The organism is Pseudomonas edaphica (assembly GCF_965277385.1).
GTDB lineage: Bacteria > Pseudomonadota > Gammaproteobacteria > Pseudomonadales > Pseudomonadaceae > Aquipseudomonas > Aquipseudomonas edaphica.
The window spans coordinates 4,326,572-4,345,998 of sequence record NZ_OZ255725.1 but is presented as its reverse complement, the minus strand read 5'-3'; the positions used below and the strand labels follow the sequence as shown (position 1 = coordinate 4,345,998).

17 protein-coding genes are annotated in these 19,427 nt (G+C 60.5%); 12 read left to right on the top strand and 5 right to left on the bottom strand.

What is annotated here, in order from left to right:
• Window positions 1-18 precede the first annotated feature (18 nt).
• Entirely contained in the window at window positions 19-2,040 is a 2,022-nt protein-coding gene (locus tag ACQY47_RS19730) for an LTA synthase family protein (RefSeq protein WP_428551195.1), read from the top strand.
• On the opposite strand, the gene ACQY47_RS19725 is transcribed toward ACQY47_RS19730, so the two are convergent.
• On the bottom strand, window positions 2,041-2,415 hold the full coding sequence (locus tag ACQY47_RS19725; RefSeq protein WP_017135415.1) for a c-type cytochrome: 375 nt from the start codon (window positions 2,413-2,415) through the stop codon (window positions 2,041-2,043).
• Between the two features lie 181 nt (window positions 2,416-2,596).
• Between ACQY47_RS19725 and ACQY47_RS19720 the strand changes: the two genes are divergently transcribed.
• From ACQY47_RS19720 to ACQY47_RS19685, 8 genes are all read left to right on the top strand, one after another.
• Window positions 2,597-2,977 carry a response regulator gene (locus ACQY47_RS19720; RefSeq protein ID WP_017135414.1) on the top strand — a complete coding sequence of 127 codons (381 nt, stop codon included), beginning with the start codon at window positions 2,597-2,599 and terminating at the stop codon, window positions 2,975-2,977.
• Between the two features lie 194 nt (window positions 2,978-3,171).
• A complete protein-coding gene (locus ACQY47_RS19715) occupies window positions 3,172-3,786 on the top strand; it encodes a biliverdin-producing heme oxygenase (protein ID WP_099549460.1) in 615 nt (204 codons plus the stop codon).
• Window positions 3,783-6,011: an ATP-binding protein gene (locus tag ACQY47_RS19710; protein ID WP_428551190.1), complete on the top strand. Its 2,229-nt coding sequence runs from the start codon at window positions 3,783-3,785 to the stop codon at window positions 6,009-6,011. Before ACQY47_RS19715 ends, ACQY47_RS19710 begins: the two co-directional genes overlap by 4 nt.
• 142 nt (window positions 6,012-6,153) lie before the next feature.
• Entirely contained in the window at window positions 6,154-6,333 is a 180-nt protein-coding gene (locus ACQY47_RS19705; protein WP_428551187.1) for a hypothetical protein, read from the top strand.
• Window positions 6,334-6,486: 153 nt separating this feature from the next.
• Window positions 6,487-8,385 (top strand): alkaline phosphatase D family protein, encoded by a 1,899-nt coding sequence (locus ACQY47_RS19700; RefSeq protein ID WP_428551184.1) that lies wholly within the window; start codon window positions 6,487-6,489, stop codon window positions 8,383-8,385.
• A gap of 191 nt (window positions 8,386-8,576) precedes the next feature.
• Window positions 8,577-8,936, top strand: coding sequence for a type II toxin-antitoxin system RelE/ParE family toxin (locus ACQY47_RS19695; protein ID WP_428551181.1), 360 nt, complete (start codon window positions 8,577-8,579; stop codon window positions 8,934-8,936).
• Window positions 8,929-9,237, top strand: coding sequence for an XRE family transcriptional regulator (locus ACQY47_RS19690; RefSeq protein ID WP_017135408.1), 309 nt, complete (start codon window positions 8,929-8,931; stop codon window positions 9,235-9,237). Before ACQY47_RS19695 ends, ACQY47_RS19690 begins: the two co-directional genes overlap by 8 nt.
• Window positions 9,238-9,427: 190 nt before the next feature.
• A complete protein-coding gene (locus ACQY47_RS19685) occupies window positions 9,428-10,441 on the top strand; it encodes a diguanylate cyclase domain-containing protein (protein ID WP_428551177.1) in 1,014 nt (337 codons plus the stop codon).
• 331 nt (window positions 10,442-10,772) lie between these two features.
• Here ACQY47_RS19685 and ACQY47_RS19680 read toward each other — a convergent pair whose 3' ends face one another.
• Window positions 10,773-11,789 carry an amino acid ABC transporter substrate-binding protein gene (locus ACQY47_RS19680; RefSeq protein ID WP_026013555.1) on the bottom strand — a complete coding sequence of 339 codons (1,017 nt, stop codon included), beginning with the start codon at window positions 11,787-11,789 and terminating at the stop codon, window positions 10,773-10,775.
• 223 nt (window positions 11,790-12,012) lie between these two features.
• On the opposite strand from ACQY47_RS19680, the gene ACQY47_RS19675 reads away from it, so the two are divergent.
• Window positions 12,013-13,263, top strand: a complete 1,251-nt coding sequence (locus tag ACQY47_RS19675) for a 2-aminoadipate transaminase (protein WP_138451319.1) — start codon at window positions 12,013-12,015, stop codon at window positions 13,261-13,263.
• Here ACQY47_RS19675 and ACQY47_RS19670 read toward each other — a convergent pair.
• Window positions 13,260-15,275 (bottom strand): c-type cytochrome, encoded by a 2,016-nt coding sequence (locus tag ACQY47_RS19670; protein WP_428551173.1) that lies wholly within the window; start codon window positions 15,273-15,275, stop codon window positions 13,260-13,262. The genes ACQY47_RS19675 and ACQY47_RS19670 overlap by 4 nt on opposite strands.
• Before the next feature lie 199 nt (window positions 15,276-15,474).
• Here ACQY47_RS19670 and ACQY47_RS19665 point away from each other — a divergent pair, with 199 nt between their 5' ends.
• Together ACQY47_RS19665 and ACQY47_RS19660 are read left to right on the top strand one after the other, a co-directional pair.
• A complete protein-coding gene (locus ACQY47_RS19665) occupies window positions 15,475-15,978 on the top strand; it encodes a DUF6622 family protein (RefSeq protein ID WP_428551170.1) in 504 nt (167 codons plus the stop codon).
• 71 nt (window positions 15,979-16,049) lie between these two features.
• Entirely contained in the window at window positions 16,050-16,769 is a 720-nt protein-coding gene (locus ACQY47_RS19660) for a hypothetical protein (protein ID WP_428551167.1), read from the top strand.
• 117 nt (window positions 16,770-16,886) lie between these two features.
• Here ACQY47_RS19660 and ACQY47_RS19655 read toward each other — a convergent pair whose 3' ends face one another.
• Window positions 16,887-17,966 carry a pyridoxal phosphate-dependent aminotransferase gene (locus ACQY47_RS19655; protein ID WP_428551164.1) on the bottom strand — a complete coding sequence of 360 codons (1,080 nt, stop codon included), beginning with the start codon at window positions 17,964-17,966 and terminating at the stop codon, window positions 16,887-16,889.
• A 96-nt stretch (window positions 17,967-18,062) separates the two neighbouring features.
• Window positions 18,063-19,418: a serine hydroxymethyltransferase gene (gene glyA / locus ACQY47_RS19650; protein ID WP_428551161.1), complete on the bottom strand. Its 1,356-nt coding sequence runs from the start codon at window positions 19,416-19,418 to the stop codon at window positions 18,063-18,065.
• Window positions 19,419-19,427: the final 9 nt, after the last annotated feature.

Sequence of the window (19,427 nt, the reverse complement as noted above, 5' to 3'; positions counted from 1 at the left end):
AAATGGGGAAGGTTAACGATGACTGCGTTGCAATCACGCCGCCTGCGCTACGGCGTGGGCGCGATCGGGTTGGTGTTTGTGCTGCTGGCGGCGTTGCGGCTGGTGTTTTTAATCAGCTTTTCCGGCCTGGATTTAAATACCGAGGGCTTGCTGGAAACCCTCGGCATCGGTCTGCGTTTCGACCTGCGCCTGGCGGTGTTGCTCCCGCTACCCGTGGCCGTGCTCGCCTGGCTACCGCGCTGGAACCTTATCACCCTGCCCACCCTGCGCTGGCTGGCACGCGGCTATCTGCTGATTGCACTGGCCGTGGTAGGCCTCATCTACATCATCGACTTCGGCCACTACGCCTACCTCGGCGTGCGCATCAACGCGACGGCGCTGCGCTATCTGCAAGACGCGCAGATTTCTCAACAGATGGTGTGGGAAACCTACCCAGTGCTGTGGATAACTGCCTGCTGGTTGGCGGCGGTGGCCGTGTGGGTGTGGGCGCTGGTGTGCCTGGAGCGATTGACGCTGGATCGTGCGCCCAAAACCATCGGCAAACTCACAGTGGCGTCGGTGTCCGTGATCGGTGTGGTCATTGTGCTGCTGGCCCTGCTGGGCCGGGTGGCCAATCTCAACCTGGAAAACCCGGTGCCGTTGCGCTGGAGCGATGCGTTCTTCTCCGGCAACAGCCAGGTCGCCGCCGTGGGCCTGAACCCGGTGCTGTTTTTGTACGACACGCTCAAGGTTGGCCAGTCGCAATTCGATGAAGTCCAGGTGCGCACGCATTACCCGCAAGTGGCCAAGTACCTGGGCGTTGAACGGCCTGACGCGCAACAGCTGAGCTTCATCCGCGAACAAGGCGTGCAGCCTTACAAACTGGCAGGCCAGCGCCCGCCCAACGTGGTCTTCGTCATGCTCGAATCCCTCGGCACCAGCGCCGTGGGCGCCTATGGCAACCCGCTGAACCCCACGCCAAACCTGGACAAGCTGGCGACGCAAAGCTGGTTCTTCAAACACTTCTATGTGCCCGTCACCGGCACCGCCAAAACCGTGTGGGCGAGCATCACCGGCGTGCCCGACGTGACCCGCCAGGAGACCGCCACGCGCAACCCGCTGATCACGCGGCAACACACGTTGATCAACGCCTTCCAGGGTTACCAGAAGTTCTACATGATCGGCGGCAACGCTGGCTGGGCGAATATCAACGCGCTGATCCGCCAGAGCATCGACGGCGTGCAGCTGTTTGACGAAAGCCACTGGCGCTCGCCCCGGGTGGACGTGTGGGGCATCTCTGACCTGGACCTGTTCAAGGAAGGCGACCAACTGCTGCGCGCCGTGCCCAACGGCCAGCCGTTCTTTGCCTACCTGCAAACTTCCGGCAACCATCGGCCGTTCACCATTCCCAAGCAAAATGATGGTTTCCAACTCAACAACGTAACTCTGGAACAAGTCCAGGCTGCCGGTTCGCGCAGCGTCGAGCAATACAACGCAGTGCGCCTGCTGGATTACAACATCGGCCGCCTGATGGACATCGCCAAGGCTGGCGGCTGGTACGACAACAGCATTTTTGTGTTCTTCGGCGACCACAACACACGCATCAGCCAGATCCCGCACATGGCGCCAGCTTTTGAGCAACTGGGCCTGGAAAGCAACAACGTGCCACTGCTGATCCACGCGCCGGGGCTTGAGCCACGCGTTATTGACGAGGCCGTGGGGTTGGCGGACTTACTGCCAACCGTGGCCGGCATGGCGGGCGTGCCGTTTCGCAACGGCGCGATGGGCCGCGATATCCAGCAGCCGGCGCCGGAAGGCGAACGAGTGGTGCCACTGGTGCTGCACGAGGGCACCTTCCCGATTATCGGCGGTGTAACCCAGCACTTCCTGTTGCAGATGCAGCACGACGGCGGCTCACCAACCCTGCACGACCTGGCTTCGCAAACACCGCGCGAAGATGTAGCCGAGCAGCATCCCGAAGAGTTTCAGCGCCTGCAGGGGCTGACCCGTGGGCTGCATGAAAGTGCGCGGTTGATGCTGTTCAGGAACGTACGCGAATGATTACTTGGGTTGGAAGGTTTCCAGGTAGGCCAAGATGTTTTCGATCTTTTCCGGGTCGCTGATACCCCAGAAGATCATGCGCGTACCGCTCACCACCTTCTTCGGCGCTTCGATATAGGCCGCGAGTTTGTCGCGGGTCCAGACCACGCCGGAGTTTTTCATTGCGTCGGAGTACTGATAGTCCGTGGTGGTGCCGGCAGGTCGACCGATGATGCCGTTAAGCTCAGGCCCGAAGCCACCGCGTGCGCCCTCACCGATGCTGTGGCAGCCGCCGCAGGTTTTACTGAACAGTTTGCCGCCCGCCTCGGCATCGCCGGCCGCCAAGGCCGGGGCGGTGTTGAGGATCAGGGCGAGGGTCAGTAAGGTGTACTTCATGCAAGTCTCCACAGCAGGCAACGGTGCGCCAATTATGCCTGTATCCACCTTGCCGTGCCGCTGCGGACAACCCCACGCGACCGCTCTAAAACGACCACCCATCGTTTAAAAAACATCCAATCGAACCTATTCAGCCAGCGCCTACTCCACCCTACTGAACCCTGATGGTGGAGTAAGGATCATGGCTCAGCCATCGATTTTGGTATTGGAAGACGACGAAATCATTCGTGCGTTAATGGTGGATGTATTGGAGGACTTCGGGGCTCATGTGACGTCGTTTCCTTCGGCGGATGAAGGCATGATTTACCTGGAACGCGGCGATGATCCGGTAGACCTGATCGTCAGTGATATCCAGATGCCGGGGTTACTCAATGGCTATGACTTGAGCAAAGTGGTCGCGCATCGCTGGCCGTCGGTGCCGGTGGTGCTGACCTCGGGCAATACCAAGCTGGCGGCGCAACTCGGCGGCTCTGTACGTTTTTTACCCAAGCCCTGGAGTGCAGAGCACTTGGTTGAGTGCGTGCAAACCGCACTGACCCAGCAAGGCGCCTCCATGCACTAATAGCGCCGCGACATCACTTAAACCGAACTTGCTGCAGTGCCCTGTGGTCATTTATTACGCAAGGAGCGACTTTTCTGATCCGCCGGTCAGGCTTTTCGCCTTGTGCGTACAGTTGACGGCAATGACTTGTGTAGAATCGTCGCCCATTTCACGCGTCATTCATGGCCTTAAGGCCCACAGTTCGAGCTTATTGAATGCATTCACAGGCCCATGACGTTAGTGCGCCCTCATTGCTGGAAGCGTTGCGCACAGGCACGGGTTTGCTGCATGTGGCGTTGGAAAAGCGCTTGCCGTTTTTCTCCGATCAGTTGGATGCTGGCGGGTATCGGCGCTTGCTCCAGGCGTACTACGGGTTTTATGGGCCGATGGAAGCAGCGCTGTACGCCAGTGGCTTGATCCCCGACGGATATGACGCTGTACTGCGTGTGAAAACCCCCACACTGCTGGGCGACTTGCGCGCCCTTGGCTTGAATGATTACGCCATCAACGCCTTGCCCCGCTGCACCGAACACCCGACCTTCGACACCCCCGCGGCCTGCCTCGGTGCCCTGTATGTACTGGAAGGCGCCACCCTGGGCGGCCAAGTGCTGCGCCGGGAAATGGCCCGGCGCCTGGACATACACGCCGATAACGGCGGAGCGTTCCTTGATGTATACGGCGCCGAAACCGGTCGACGCTGGAAAGACTTTCTCGATTACCTGGGCCGCCTGCCGCTGGATGCTGACGCAAAACAGCGCGCGGTCGATGCGGCCCGCTCCACATTCAGTGGCTTCGAGCATTGGCTCGCCCGCCAGGAGGTACTGCTATGAAACCCGACGATTTTGAAGAGCTGCTTGCCAACTGTGCCGACGAACCGATTCGCTTCCCGGGCGCGATCCAGCCCCACGGTGTGCTGTTGACGTTGTCGGAGCCTGAGCTGCGCATCACTCAGGTCAGCGCCAACGTGGCCAGCCTGTTCGGCCACGCACCCGAAGCGCTGTTGGGCCAGCCGCTGCACCAGTTAATTGGCGTTGAACCCGCCCAAGCCGTGCAATCGATCGCCGAAAACAACGCGTTTCTCGACGCACCGGCGCTGCATGTCATGCTCAATGGTGCGCCATTTGAAGGCTTGCTGCATCGCCATCAAAACGTGCTGGTGCTGGAATTTGAGCCGCGCCTTGAAGATTTCAAACCTCGCGCCCTGAATGGTCGCACCAGTGACCTGGGCAAGATGCTGCAACGCTTGCAGTCGGCGAAAACCCTGCAAGCGCTGTACGAGATCAGCGTGACTGAAATCCAGGCCATGACCGGTTACGACCGGGTGCTGATCTATCGCTTCGAAGAAGAAGGCCACGGCCAGGTGATTGCCGAAGCGTCGGCGCCGTCCATGGAGCTGTTCAACGGGCTGTTCTTCCCCGCGTCCGACATTCCCGAGCAGGCCCGCGAGCTGTACCGCACCAACTGGCTGCGCATCATCCCGAATGCTGCCTACGAGCCGGTGCCGCTGCTGCCCAAGCTGCGTCCGGGCACTGACCAGCCGCTGGACTTGAGCTTTGCCACCTTGCGCAGCGTGTCGCCGATTCACTGCCAATACATGCAGAACATGGGCGTGCTGTCGTCCATGAGCATCTCGTTGATGGCCGGCGACAAGCTATGGGGCTTGATCAGTTGCGGCAACCGCGAGCCCTTGCTGGTGCCCAACGATCTGCGTGTTGCTTGCCAGACCATCGGCCAGGTGCTGTCGCTGCAGATCAGCGCCATGGAAGCCCTGGACTTGAGCCGCCAGCGCGAAGAAAAAGTCGAAGCCCTGGCATTGCTGGACCGCGCGATGAAAGCCTCGGAGCAAAACGTCTTCGATGGCCTGGCCCAGCAGCCGCAGGTGCTGATGGACCTGACCCTGTCGGGCGGCGTGGCGATCATCGAAGACAAACAACTGCACCGTTACGGCAATTGCCCCGAGCCTGCGCAGATCCGTGCGCTGCACAAATGGCTGCAAGAAAGCGACGAGCCGGTGTTTTCCAGTCACAACCTGGCCTCGGTATACCCGCCTGCCGCCGAGTTCCAGCAAGTGGCCAGTGGCGTTCTGGCCATGAGCCTGCCCAAGCCTGTGGATAACGGCGTGTTGTGGTTTCGCCCGGAAGTCAAAGAGAACATCAACTGGAGCGGCGACCCGAACAAGCCGCTGAACCTGGAAACCTCCGACGCCGGTTTGCGCCTGCGCCCACGCACCTCGTTTGAAATCTGGAAAGTCGAGATGGCCGGTATCTCCACCAAGTGGAGCCACGGCGACCGGTTTGCCGCCAACGACCTGCGCCGTTCCGCCCTGGAAAATGACCTGGCCCGCCAAGTGTTGCGCGAGCAGCAAGCCGTGCGCGCCCGTGATGAACTGGTGGCGGTGGTGTCCCACGACCTGCGCAACCCGATGACGGTCATCTCGATGCTCTGCGGCATGATGCAGAAAGCCTTCAGCTCCGACGGCCCACATACCTCACGGCGAATTTCCTCGGCCATCGACACCATGCAACAGGCCGCCGGGCGTATGAATGTGCTGCTGGAAGACCTGCTCGACACCTCGAAAATCGAGGCCGGGCGTTATGTGGTCAAGCCGGTGTCGTTGGACGTCAGCCAGATGTTCGAAGAGGCCTATTCGCTGCTCGCACCGTTGGCGATGGAGAAAGGCATCGACTTGTCGTTCAACGCCGAGCCCGGCCTGCTGATCCATGCCGACCCGGAGCGCCTGTTCCAGGTGCTGTCGAACCTGATCGGCAATGCCATCAAGTTCACCCCGCGCCAGGGCAATATCGGCATCAGCGCCATGAGCAATGGTGAAGATATCGTGTTTTCGGTGCGCGACTCCGGCGAAGGCATTGCGCCTGAGCAGTTGCCCCATGTGTTTGATCGCTACTGGACCCAGACCGAAAACAACCCCACCGGCAGCGGCTTGGGGCTGTATATCACCCAAGGTATCGTGCAGGCCCACGGCGGGCGGATTGAGGCTGAGAGTGAGTTGGGGCGTGGCAGTGAGTTCAGGTTTACGGTACCCAAGTCTGTCTGAAACGCATTCAGTCCTACGGATATTAAACATGCAGAAACCCATGGCCGGGAACGTTAACCCGGCCAGTGCCACTGAGTGGGTGCGCAGTCAAAGGGAGTATTGATGCGAGAACATTCCTCCAATTGAGCAAGAGGTTTTACCCATGAACATCGGCAACGCATTCCATACCTACAACCTCAACCAGATCACCCAATACCAGCAGACTCCTGCCAAGCCCGAGGAAAAACCCTCGACGACCGGCGGCAACCCTCCGGAAAATAAAACGCAATCGAAGTCAAATAGCTCGTCCGTGGACTCGCTCGGGCAAGGTAATCTGTGGTGATGCCACTAAGGGTATCCTTGAATAAATAAGGTGGCGTGCAACGCCTCTGACCTCAGTCAAGGAGCGCAGCGCCCGGCGCTGCGCTCTGTTAACAAAACAGCGACATCCTGCGCGCTACCCTTCTTAGTTCAACCTTTGTGAGCTGTGCCCTTCATGCCCCAAGCGCAAACCCTGCCCGCCGTGATAGCCGGCCCCATGCTCAGGCGCCTGGAACCCCAGCGTCTGGTGATCTGGCTGGTGGGCAGTCGTGCTCTACGATTGTCCTTGAAGCTGCAAGTGCCTCAAGGCAAAACGCAGACCCTTGAACTCGACAAGGCGCAGTGCCAAGTCGTGCCAGTTGGGCACCACGCCTTTATCCACCTGATCGACGTTACCCTGAATGAAGCCCTGCCGCTGGACGTGAGCATCGACTACGACCTGCTGGTCGACGGCTGTGGCATTGCGCAATGGGCGCCGCACCTGCTGTATGCCGATGCTCCATCGGCGAATTTCGTAGTGCATAGCCGCATCCACCAGTTGGTGCATGGCTCGTGCCGCAAACCCCATCACCACGCCGATGACGGTTTGCTGTGCGTCGACCGCCTGCTGGCTGACGCGCGCACACCGGCCGAGCGCCCGGCGCTGCTGATGATGAGCGGTGACCAGGTCTACGCCGATGATGTGGCCGGCCCCATGCTGCGCGCGATTCATGCGCTGATCGCACGCCTGGCGTTGTTCGACGAATACCTGGAAGGCGCCGTGGTGGATGACAGCGCCAGCCTCTACGGGCATCGCGCCAGCTATTACCACCGCGCGGATCTGCTGCCCGCACTGGACAGCAACGAGACCCTGCGCGAACGGTTTTTCGGCGGTGTGAAAAAACCGATCTTTACCAGCAGCACCGCCGACAACCACCTGGTGACCTTTGCCGAAGTACTGGCGATGTACCTGTTGGTGTGGTCGCCCACGCCCTGGACGTTGATCACGCCACAGCCGCCATCATTAAGCACGCCGGAACACCTGCGCTACGACCACGAGCAAGTGCAGGTCGATCGGTTCCGTGACGGCCTGCCCGGCGTTGCGCGGGTCTTCGCGCACCTGTCGACGCTGATGATTTTTGACGATCACGACATCACCGACGACTGGAACCTCAGCGCGCAATGGGAGGCCACCGCCTACGGCCATCCATTCTCCAAACGCATCATCGGCAATGCCCTGCTCGCTTATATGCTGTGCCAGGGCTGGGGCAACCAGCCAGATGTGTTTGGCAAACTGTTGGAACACACCCAGGCGCTGACCGCCAACGTTCAAGACAACCACTTGCACGCCAGTGCCCACGATGAATTAGTGCAAACCCTGCTGAAATTCCAGCACTGGCATTACGTGCTGCCCACCACGCCCGCACTGGTGGTGCTCGACACTCGCACCCGGCGCTGGCGCAGTGAGTTTGCGCTCAAGCAACCTTCCGGCCTGCTGGACTGGGAAGCGTTGAGCGAACTGCAGCAGGCCCTGCTGGACCACCCGTCGGCCATCATCGTGTCGCCCGCGCCGATCTTCGGCGTCAAGCTGATCGAGACGGTGCAGAAGGTCTTCAGCTGGTGTGGCTACCCACTGCTGGTAGACGCCGAAAACTGGATGGCCCATCGCGGCGCCGCCCAGGTGATCCTGAATATCTTTCGCCACTCGCGCACGCCAGGTAACTACGTGATCCTGTCGGGCGATGTGCACTACTCGTTCGTCTATGAAGTGCTGATCCGCCACCGCAGCGCCGGCCCAAAAATCTGGCAGATCACCAGCAGCGGCATAAAGAACCAGTTCCCGGCGCGTTTGCTGGAATGGTTCGACCGCCTCAACCGCTGGCTCTACTCACCGCGCTCGCCCCTCAACGGTTTCACGCGCCGGCGCACCATGCAGGTAGTGCCGCATATCCCGGAACACGCCGAGGCGGGTGAACGGCTGTGGAATTCGGCGGGCATCGGCCAAGTGTTTTTCAATGCGCAGGGCCAGCCGGAGGGGATTTACCAGCACAACGCGGATGGCAAGCCGCGAACGCGCATGGTGGCGCCGAAGTGAGTTTTCTTACGCCTGGCAAACCAATCTCGCACATACCATTCAGAAAACTCACAACTCTTTATTTTTACTGATTTTTTTTGAAACGCTTCAACCTCAGCCACTCACAAAATAAGTGCCAGGCTCTGACCAATCTTCGCGAAAAGACCCTTCAATCGCTGATTGCCTTATGAACCTATTTTGGTGCACTCTCTGTGAACGACCTACCTCTCGTGTTGAACGTCGCATTTTACCGAACCGAGGCTGGCAACGAGCCCGTGCGTGAATGGCTGATGGAACTGCCCAGGGAATCAAAAAAGCTTATAGGCACTGACATAAAATCGGTCCAACTCGGATGGCCGCAAGGGATGCCGTTGGTTAGGAAGCTGGAGCATTGCCTTTGGGAGGTCCGAACCGATCTTGGTGAAAATGCTGCACGAGTCATTTTTACCTTGGTTGCCAGCCAAATGGTTTTGCTACATGGCTTTATCAAAAAAAGTCGAAAAACACCTTTAGTCGACCTGAACACCGCCAGACATCGCAAAAACAAGCTTCGAGGAACATCCCATGAATAAGCATATCGGCTCCAACTTTGATGATTTTCTCAGCGATGATGGGCTCATAGAAGAAGTCTCTGCCGGGGCGTTGAAGCGTGTTATTGCCTGGCAGCTGGCAGAGGCGATGAAGGTGCAGAAGGTCAGCAAGAAAGCGCTGGCAGAACGTATGCATACCAGCCGCACCGCCGTAGATCGAGCGCTGGACCAAAACGACGCGGGCATGACGCTGTCCACCCTGGCCAGTGCGGCAAGGGCTCTGGGTCAACATGTCGAAATACGCCTCGTATCGAACACGCAAGCAAGGCCCGCCAGGGCGTGAAAGCTCGTGCCAGGCGAGCACAACGTATGTCGCCCCACCTGCTGGTTAATGGCCTATCGCCACACCACTAAAGCAGCACACTCATCCTATTCAAAGCGCGCAAGCCGCGATGTAGAGTAACCTCAGCCACGGTGTACCGGCGTCAATGAAGACTGGCCTTGGAAGCCAGCACAGGCAGGGAAGTGCACAGATGAACGAGACATCCGGCAATAAACCGTTGCTCAATAACTTTACCGAACTCAACGCCGACATGTTGCATGCGGTGATGGAACTGGTCAGCGACGGCATCTGGGACTGGAATGCCAACACGGGGTTCGTGTACCGCAGCCCCGGCTGGTACATGATGCTTGGCTACCCCCGCCACTCCCTGGAGAACAGCGTGTTCACCTGGGAGAACGTGATCCACTCCGAAGATTATCCACGCGTCATGGCCGTATTTGATGACTACATCAGCCAACGCGCGCCCCATTACCAGGCCGAGTATCGTTGCCGCAAGGCTGACGGCACTTACTTGTGGATCGAAGACCGTGGCTACGTCATTGCACGTAACCCCGACAATTCAGTGGCGCGCATGGTCGGCGCGCACCGCGATATCCATACACGCAAAATCTCCATCGAACAGCTGCAACAGCGCAACCAGTCGCTGGAAGCGCTGGTGGCCGAACGCACCCGTGAATTATCGCGGGTCAATCAGCAACTGCAAATGCAGTTGGACGAGAACCGCTCCCTGGCCGAACAGGATGCCCTGACACGCATCGCCAACCGTTATCGCCTGGAAAAGGTGTTGCTGGAGGAGTGCGACCGTGCCGAGCGCTTCCGCGTACCGCTGGCCTTGGTGGCCATGGATATCGACGACTTCAAGCCGATCAACGACAAACATGGTCATGGCGTCGGCGACCAGACCCTGGTGAGCGTGGTAGACAGCCTGGAAACCTGTATGCGCCAAGGCGACTTGCTCGCACGCTGGGGTGGCGATGAGTTTATGGTGATCCTGCCCAAAAGCAGCTTGGACACCGCCAGGCAATTGGCCGAACGTATCCGTCAGGCCATCGCCGAGATGCCCGCCGTGGGCGACTTCAAAGTCACCCTGAGCCTGGGCGTGGTGGAGCGGCGAATGGGCGAAACGCCCGCCGCCTTGATGGCACGTGCCGATCAAGCACTGTACCGGTCCAAAGCCGCCGGCAAGGATGTGGCCTCGGAGTGATGTGAGAGCCGGCGTGCCTGCGCTAGCCGTGTGTCAGTAACCGATGCACTCACAGGTAGGCCGTCATCGCAGCATAGATATCTACACATACCACGTCTGTGACAAGTGGGCTGTTGTGGCGAGCAGGCTTGTCCTGCGTTGGGCTGCGCAGCAGCCCCAAAAAACAGACGCAGAGTTCTTTCAGGAGTATCACGGTACCCGCACTGGGGCTGCTGAGCAGCCCAACGCGGGCAAGCCCGCTCGCCACAGAGGAATGTGGCGGCCTTAGAAAGTTGTGGAGATACCTGTGGCCATCGCAGGCAAGCCAGCTCCCACCTGAGGCAGTGTTCAGTCAACGCACCGGCGGTGCGTACTGGATGCCGCCATTGCTCCACAACGCATTGAGCCCGCGCTTGATCTTCAGCACGCTGCCCTGGCCGATATTGCGTTCGAACACCTCATCGTAGTTGCCTACTTGCTTGACGATCTGCACCACCCAATCCTTGCGCAGCTTCAGGTCTTTGCCGTAATCGCCGTCGGCCCCGAGCAGCCGCGCAACGTCGGGGTTCTGAGTGGACTTGGCCTGCGCCTCGACATTCTGCGAGGTGATGCCCATTTCTTCGGCATTGAGCATGGCAAACAGGGTCCACTTGACGATGCTGAACCACTCATCGTCGCCCTTGCGCACCAGCGGCCCCAACGGCTCTTTGGAGATCACCTCGGGCAGCACCACGAACTCATCCGGGTGGGCCATCTTGATGCGCTGGGCATACAGGCCCGACTGGTCGGTGGTGAGCACGTCGCAACGCCCGGCTTCCAGGCCCTTGGCGCTCTCGTCGGCGGTGTCGAAGGTGATCGGCGTGTACTTCATGCCGTGGGTACGAAAATAATCGGAAACGTTGAGTTCGGTGGTGGTGCCGGCCTGGATGCAGACGGTCGCGCCATCGAGTTGCTTGGCGGCGGTCACGCCCAACTTGTTGTTGACCAGAAAGCCGATGCCGTCGTAATAGGTCACGCCGGTAAACACCAGGCCCATGCCGGAATCGCGGGAACTGGTCCAGGTGGTGTTGCGCGAAATCAGATCGATTTCGCCCGATTGCAGCGCGGTGAATCGCTCCTTGGCGGTCAACTGGGTGAACTTCACTTTTGACGCATCACCGAACACGGCGGCGGCGACGGCGTGGCACACATCAACATCGATGCCGGTCATCTTGCCCTGGCTGTCGGGCACACCGAAGCCCGGCAGGCCGTCACTGACGCCGCACTGGATAAAGCCTTTTTTCTGGATCGCGTCCAGGGTCACGCCCGCGTGGGCACTGCCGGCAAGCGCCACGGCCGTGGCAGCGATAAGGGTTTTGAGGTGGTTCATGCGAGGCACTCCCTGTGAGTCTTTTATTATTCGGCGCCGCACTGCCCGCGCCGGTTTCTGAGGTTGCCCGGCAGTATTGTCAGGTTTGCAGCGTGGCCACAAACGACCTTTAGGCAACAGCTCCTTCCGATTTGGAATGACCCGGCGACTTTATTTCGTTTGCGGCAAAGCCGGGCGCGCGGCTTAGATAAATACACGCCAGCCACTGCCGAGTCCCCGATTCATGAGCCGCGAAAGCATCAGCCAGTCGATTTCCATCGTTCACCCCATCAGCCTCAGTCACGGTAAAAATGCCGAAGTCTGGGACACCACGGGCAAGCGCTATATCGATTTTGTCGGTGGCATTGGCGTGCTCAACCTCGGGCACTGTCACCCAGGCGTGGTGGAAGCGATTCGCGAACAAGCCACCCGGCTCACCCACTATGCCTTCAACGCCGCGCCGCATGCGCCCTACATCGAGCTGATGGATCGCCTTTGTGCGTTTATCCCGGTGGATTACGCGGTAAGCGGCATGCTCACCAACAGCGGCGCGGAAGCGGCGGAAAACGCCTTGAAAATCGTGCGCGGCGCCACCGGCCGCACGGCGGTGATCGCCTTTGACGGCGCCTTCCACGGCCGCACCCTGGCCACGCTTAACCTCAATGGCAAGGTGGCGCCCTACAAGCAAAAGGTCGGCGTGCTACCCGGCCCGGTGTATCACCTGCCCTACCCCAGCGCCGATAACGGTGTGACCTGCGCCGAAGCCCTGAAGGCCATGGACCGTCTGTTCAGCGTGGAAATCGACGTCAACGATGTGGCCTGTTTCATCATCGAGCCGGTGCAGGGCGAAGGCGGCTTTCTGGCCCTGGACATCGAGTTCGCCCAGGCCCTGCGCCGCTTCTGTGATGATAAAAACATCCTGCTGATTGCCGATGAAATCCAGTCCGGCTTCGGGCGTACCGGCCAGCGTTTTGCGTTCTCGCGCCTGGGCATCGAGCCGGATCTGATCCTGCTCGGCAAAAGCATCGCCGGTGGCGTGCCATTGGGCGCGGTGGTCGGGCGCAAGGCGCTGCTCGACAACTTGCCCAAAGGCGGCCTCGGTGGCACCTATTCCGGAAACCCAATTGCCTGCGCGGCTGCTTTGGCAACATTGGATGCGATGACCGACGCGCAATTGAAAACCTGGGGGTCACAGCAGGAAGCCGCCATCGTTCGCCGTTATGCCGCCTGGCGCGAGCAACAGCTGTCGCCCTATCTGGGCCGCCTGACCGGCGTGGGTGCCATGCGCGGCATCGAGCTGGCCCATGCCGACGGCACGCCCGCTCCCCAGCAACTGACCCAACTGCTCAGCCTGGCACGCGATGCCGGCTTGCTGCTGATGCCCAGCGGCAAGTCGCGGCATATCATCCGCCTGCTGGCACCGCTGACCACCGAGCCTGCGGTGCTGGAGCAAGGCCTGGATATTCTCGAGGCCTGCCTTAAGCAGTTGAACTAGTAGCGCGCATCCACGGGCTTGCCGCCGTTGGGCCAGTCTCTGACCTTGTCCGGAAAATCCGGGCGCGGTTGACCAGAGAAATACGCCGCCACATCCACCGCTTCCTGGTCCGACAAACCGCCCTGCCCCAGCGGGAATTTTTCGTGGAAGCCGATCGGCATGTTGCGCTTCACAAACGCCGCCGCGGTGTAAGGCCGCGCCATACCAGCGCCGATATTGAACGACTGCTCGCCCCACAGTGGCGGATACACCAGCTCGCCGTCGGCACGCGCCAGGCCTTGGCCGTTATCGCCATGGCACACCGCGCATTGCTTGGCATACACCTGCTTGCCGTTGACCAGATCCGGCTTGATCGCCGGGTCGATCTTGCCCACGCCGCGCCCGGCGACTTTATCTTCAGGGCGGGTGTTGTTTTTCATCCAGTCAAAGTAGGCGACCATCGCCTGCATATCCGCCGACTGCGGCGCCAGCGGCTTGCCGTTCATGGAACGGCGGAAACAGCCATTGATGCGCTCCTCCAGCGTCACCACCTTGCCCGCACGCGGCGCGTAACTGGGGAAGAACGCCGACACACCCACAAACGGCGAACCATCCGCCACGGTGCCGGCGTTGAGATGGCAACTAGCGCAGTTGAGCGAATTGCCGACGTTATCCGGCAGCAGCGCCTTGGTTTGCAGGTGCAGGCGCATGCCGCGGACAACCTGGTCGGCGTTGGGTGCGGCGAGCAAATCCGCCAGCCTTGGGGTTTCGAAGGCCGACGAATCGGTGGTGGCAGGGTTGAGCTGGTCGCGCAGTGTCTTCACCTGCGCGGCGCTGATGGGCGTGCCTGCGTTACCCCAACGGGTACGTACAAAGGTCAGGATCTCGGCGATTTCCTGATCGGCCAGCCGGCTGAAACCGGGCATGGTGTAGACCCTTGGGTGGGCTGCGGTTTGCGCGGTTTCCCAGCCGGTCAGGGTGATATGCAACAGCGAAGTCGGGTTGTTCGAGGCAATGCTCGGGTTACCGGCCAAGGGTGGAAACAGGCCTTTTACGCCAGCGCCGTCACTGCGGTGGCAATCACTGCAAAACTGCATATAGCCCAGGCCGCCACGGCTGGTGAACAGGTCGGCTGGCGGTGCGGCCGGTGCTTGGGCGACCGCTGGCATTGGCAGATCATCTTTACCGGGCGGCAGGGATTTGAGGTAACTGGCGATGGCCGTGAGGTCGTCGTCACTGAAATGCTGGGTGCTGTGGTGGATCACATCGGCCATGTTGCCAGCGACCGTGGCAAAGCGGTTCTGCCCGGTCTTGAGCAGTTGCACGGTGTCTGGCACCGTCCACAGGTTGCGCAGGCTCAGGGCGCGCCAGTGCTCGACGGTTTCACCGGCCAGGTAATGCCGGCCACTGCGGCCCGCATCGCTCATGGCTTTTTCCTGGAAGGCGATGCCCCGTGGCGTGTGGCACGAGCCGCAATGCCCCAGGCCCTGGACCAGGTAGGCACCACGGTTGAGCACCGCGCTACGCTGCGGGTCAGGTTGGAACGGTTGCTTGTCGAGAAAGGCAAAATTCCACAGCGCCAGGCCCCAGCGCTGATTGAACGGGAAGCCCATGTCCGCCTCAAGGTTGGCCTGTCGCACCGGCTCCACGCCTTGCATCAGATAGGCGTACAGGGCGCGCATGTCCTCTGCGCTCATCTTCGCGTAGGACGGATACGGCATCGCCGGGTAAAGGTTGATGCCCGCCGGCGTCACGCCTTCACGCATCACCTTGTCGAACTGCTCGAAGCTGTAATTACCGATACCAGTGTCGCGGTCCGGCGTGATGTTGCTCGAATAAATCGTGCCCATCGGCGTGCTCAGCTCCAGCCCGCCGGCCATCACCTGACCTTGCCTGGCGGTATGGCAGGCGATGCAGTCGCCCAGTTGGGCCACGTATTTACCCAGTTCAATCTCGGTTGGGGCGGCGTGCAGAGGTAGCGCAAGACACAGCGTCGCCCCCAGCAAGGCCAGGCGGGACAATGAAAAGGCCATCGCATTAATCCTTTAATCACCTGGCGTGGAGTAGTCCCCTCGGCGCAGGCCAGCGGTTGTTTTTATGGGTTCATCAGGCCGCTGTGTTGTAACGGGTTTTGCGCTGGAGGGTGTTGATGTGGGTCAGCGCCAAATCGATGGACAAAACGATGATGGCTCAACGACTATCAGCGCCACCAAACCCCGCAAGGAAGCACCCATGCTCGATATCCTCCAAGGCACGCCCCTGTGGGTGTACGCCATCTACCTGTGGATTTGTTATTACGGCATCAAGGCCTGCCTGGGCGGGCGTGAGAATCGCCGCTCATTGATGATTTTGCCGGTGGTGCTGGTGGTGTGGTCGCTGATGTCGCTGGCGCCCTCGATCCTGTCGAGTGGTGCCTGGGTCGGTGGTGTGCTGGCAGGCTGCCTGATGGGGATGTTGCTGTTCAACGCCGATGGCGCCCGGCTCGATGCCAATGGCGAAACGCTGGTGCTGGCGGGTACCTGGAAAACCCTGTTGATCTCGCAGCTGTTCTTTGCGGTGAAATACTACTTCGGCTATCAGCAGGCCGTGCATCCGTTGCTGTTGAGCACGCCTGAGATGTTGCTGGCCGTAGGCGGTGTGTCAGGGTTTACCGTTGGTCTGTTCTGCGGGCGGGCCGATCGATTGCAGCGGGCGCTGAGCGCCTTGCGCCGCGATAAGGGCAGTGTGCTGCCTTGACCTGACCTGCGTGGCCGCCGAAAATGCGCGACGCTTTTTTGTCCCCCGTTTACTGAAGTAGTGAAATTTCAATGCCTGATTCTTACACCGAACACGCCGCCGAAGAATCCGTAGTCGCCCTGCACTCGAAGGCCGAATACGAAAACGCCATCAATCTTTCACAGCATGTGCCTGCGGCCAAGATCATCAGCGAGATGGTGCTGGACGCGTTCCACACCTCCAAGGAAAGCGACCAGATCCGTGAACTGCGCGTGGCCATTCGCCAGGCCCATGACGCTTTCGACGACGACAAGGCCTACGACCTGATGGGCCAGCTCAAGCAACTCAAGGATGCCGAAGCGGCCGACAACATCGCCCTGGAAGACTTGAGCAGTAAGTTCTCGATCAGCCGCATCCTCTCCAGTTTCAAGGACGACCCCGAGTTCCAGGAGCTGGTCTACGGCCTGGCCCTCAAGGTGCTGAACCAGTCTCACCAGGCCATCAGCAACCCAAGCGCCGGTAAGGGCAAGGCTGCACGGGCCAAGAAAGAAGCCGAAGTGTTTGTGATCAGCAAGGATGGCATCAGCGTCACCCTGCCGCTGCGCACACCGCGCTCCAAGCTCAACGTTGACCGCGAGGCATTCGAGTTTTTGGGCTTCAGCTTTGTGGGTGAAGGTGACGAGGCTGAGCTTGAAACCGAGAGCTTTGTGGATAACTCAGGCGCCGAGCAGCCGTTGAGCCGCAAGAGTGTGATTACTGCACTGCAGCAGCAGACGGCGTTTGATGGGTACAGCATCGCGCAGCAGCAGTAACGCATTGCTCAAAAGGTGGGAGCTGGCTTGCCTGCGATAGCATCACCTCGGTTTGCCTGATAGACCGAGGTGCTGCTATCGCAGGCAAGCCAGCTCCCACATGGGTTTTGTGTTGCTTTAAAGACTCGCGAACACCTCGCGAAACCGCGCCATCTCCTGTTTGTTGCCCACCGTCACCCGCACCCACTGCGGCCAATCCTTCCACACCCGCCCGACCAATACGCCCTGTGCCGCCAGCTTCTCGATGATCTGTTCTGCCGGTTGCTTCACGTTAATCATGAAGCAATTACTTTGCGACGCGGTGCAGGCAAAACCACGCCCCTTTAGCCAAGCCACGGTTTCGTCACGCAATTGGGCGTTGAGCGCCTTGCGTTGCGGCACCAGCTTGAGGTCTTCCAGGCTCGCCCGAGCACCGAGTAACGTGGACGCCGCCGGCACATTGTCGCCACCAAACACCGCCAGCCGTTCCAGCAACACCGGGTGGCCGATCGCCAGGCCCAGGCGCGCACCGGCCATGCCGTAGATTTTCGAGAAGGTGCGCAGCACCAGTAAGTCGTCGTGATCCTTGACCCAACTCACGCAGCTTTGTGCGTCGCAGAAGTCGATGTAGGCCTCGTCCACCACCAGCACGCAGCCTTTGGGTTTGTTCGCCAGCGCCTGGCGGATCGCTTCGGTGGGTGTCAGGGTGCCGGTCGGGTTGTTGGGGTTGCACAGGTACAGCATGCCCGCCTGAGGGTCGGCGGCAAGCATGGCCGGCACGTCATGGGCGTGGTCGGCATTGAGGCTCACTTCGTACACCGGCGCCTTCCATGACTCGGCGGCCTGACGCGGTACTTCATAGGACGGCGTGGCCATCACCAGACCACGGGCCTGACTGGTAAACGCCAGCACCGCGTAGCGCAGGGCGGCCATGGAGCCGGCGAATACAGCGACCTGTTCTTCGACAAGCCCCTGCGATTTGGCGAACTGTTCGGCCAAGCCGTACATGTAACCATAGGGGTACAGCCCGGAGAGGCCGATGCCACGCAGCATCGCCTCGCGGGCGGAGTCTGAGGGACCGTAGGGGCTTTCGTTGTAATTAAGCCGCACCGTGTCCGCCGGAGCCGCTGGCTGGCTGGCGACCGCCCAATCCAGGCGGCCCAGCACCGGCAGGGCCGCGCCAAAGGCGAGAAGAGACCGACGACTTACGCTGAACATGGCGCGACTCCTTGTAGACGGGTGATGGTTTCTCACGGTTCGTACAAAGAAGTATGACGAGAAGGCGCTCAGCTGATTTAGCCACCTGCGCCGTGATCAACCCTCCAGGTAGTCGGCGATCGGGTAATCCATGCACAGGGCCTCTACCGCTGTGCGCACCTGCTCGCGCACCTCAGGCTCAAGCCGATAGTCCTGTTCGCCCAGCGGGGTGACGTTTTCCAACACCCGGCACACCAGCGCAATCACCTGGCGGCAACCCTCGGCGTCGAGTTCGCGTTGCGCCATGCAGCCGGTGCCAATACACAAACCGCTGGTGACCAACTTCGAGCGTGTCTCGCCCGGTACGCGGTGCTTGCTCACCACAATGGCGCAAGACTCCAGGGCCGCCTCGGCGATGGCGCCGGTCATGGCGCCCGGCAACCGGATCAGTACCGTATGGTTGTCACTGCGCCCGCCCACCACGTCGTAACCCTGGGCCGCAAACGCACTGGTCACCTCATCGGCAAGCGCACGGCCACGCCCCATACAGGCATCAAACTCTGCTGACTTCGCGTACCCGAAGGCAGCCGCTTTTGCCGCGATCATATTCACCGCCGGCGCCCCTTGCATACGCGGGAACACGGCTTGATCCAGCACACGGCTGAACGTCGACCGCAGGCCAGGCACCTTGGTCTCGGCGTCGCGGCCGCACAGGATCAACCCACCCCGTGGGCCACCCAATTGCTTGTGCGTGCAGGTGATGGTGACGTGGGCGGCGTTGATCGGGCTCGGGTGGCGCCCCGTCACCACCAACCCGGCGATAGCGGAAATATCCGCCAAGAGGATGGCGCCCGCCTCGTCGGCAATCGCGCGAAACCGCTCAAAATCCACCACCCTTGAGTACGCACCCGCACCGCAAATAATGATGCGTGGGCGATGGGCCAGGGCCAGGCTGCGCACTTGCTCATAATCGATAAGGCCATCGTCGGTGGTGCCGTAGCGGATAGCCTTGTAATAGGCCCCGGTGAACACCGCCGGGCTGCCATGGGTGAGTTCGCCGCCATGGTCGTGGGCCATGCCCAGTAGCGTATCGCCCGGCTCAAGCAGCGCCGAAAGCACTTGGGATATGGCATTGGACGCCGAATGAGGCTGCACGCCGGCGTAATGTGCATCGAACAACTCCCGCGCCCTGCGGATGGCCAGGGATTCCACTAAATCGACATTTTCGCAGCCGGTGCGATAGCGTTTGCCGGGCGTGCCTTCGGCGCTCACGTTGACCAGGGCAGAGGCGCAGGCCACCAGAGTGCGGGGCTTGACCGCGCAGGAAGAAGCCACCAATGAGAGGGTGCGATGCTGGCGAGTGACTTCAGCATCCAGCAGGCTGGCGAGTTCGAAGTCTTCTGCGCGCAGATCCGCCAGGCCACGACGCAGCAGGTCGGCCTGGTCTTTCAGAGGTACGGTATTGAATGCCATCAGTGCGGG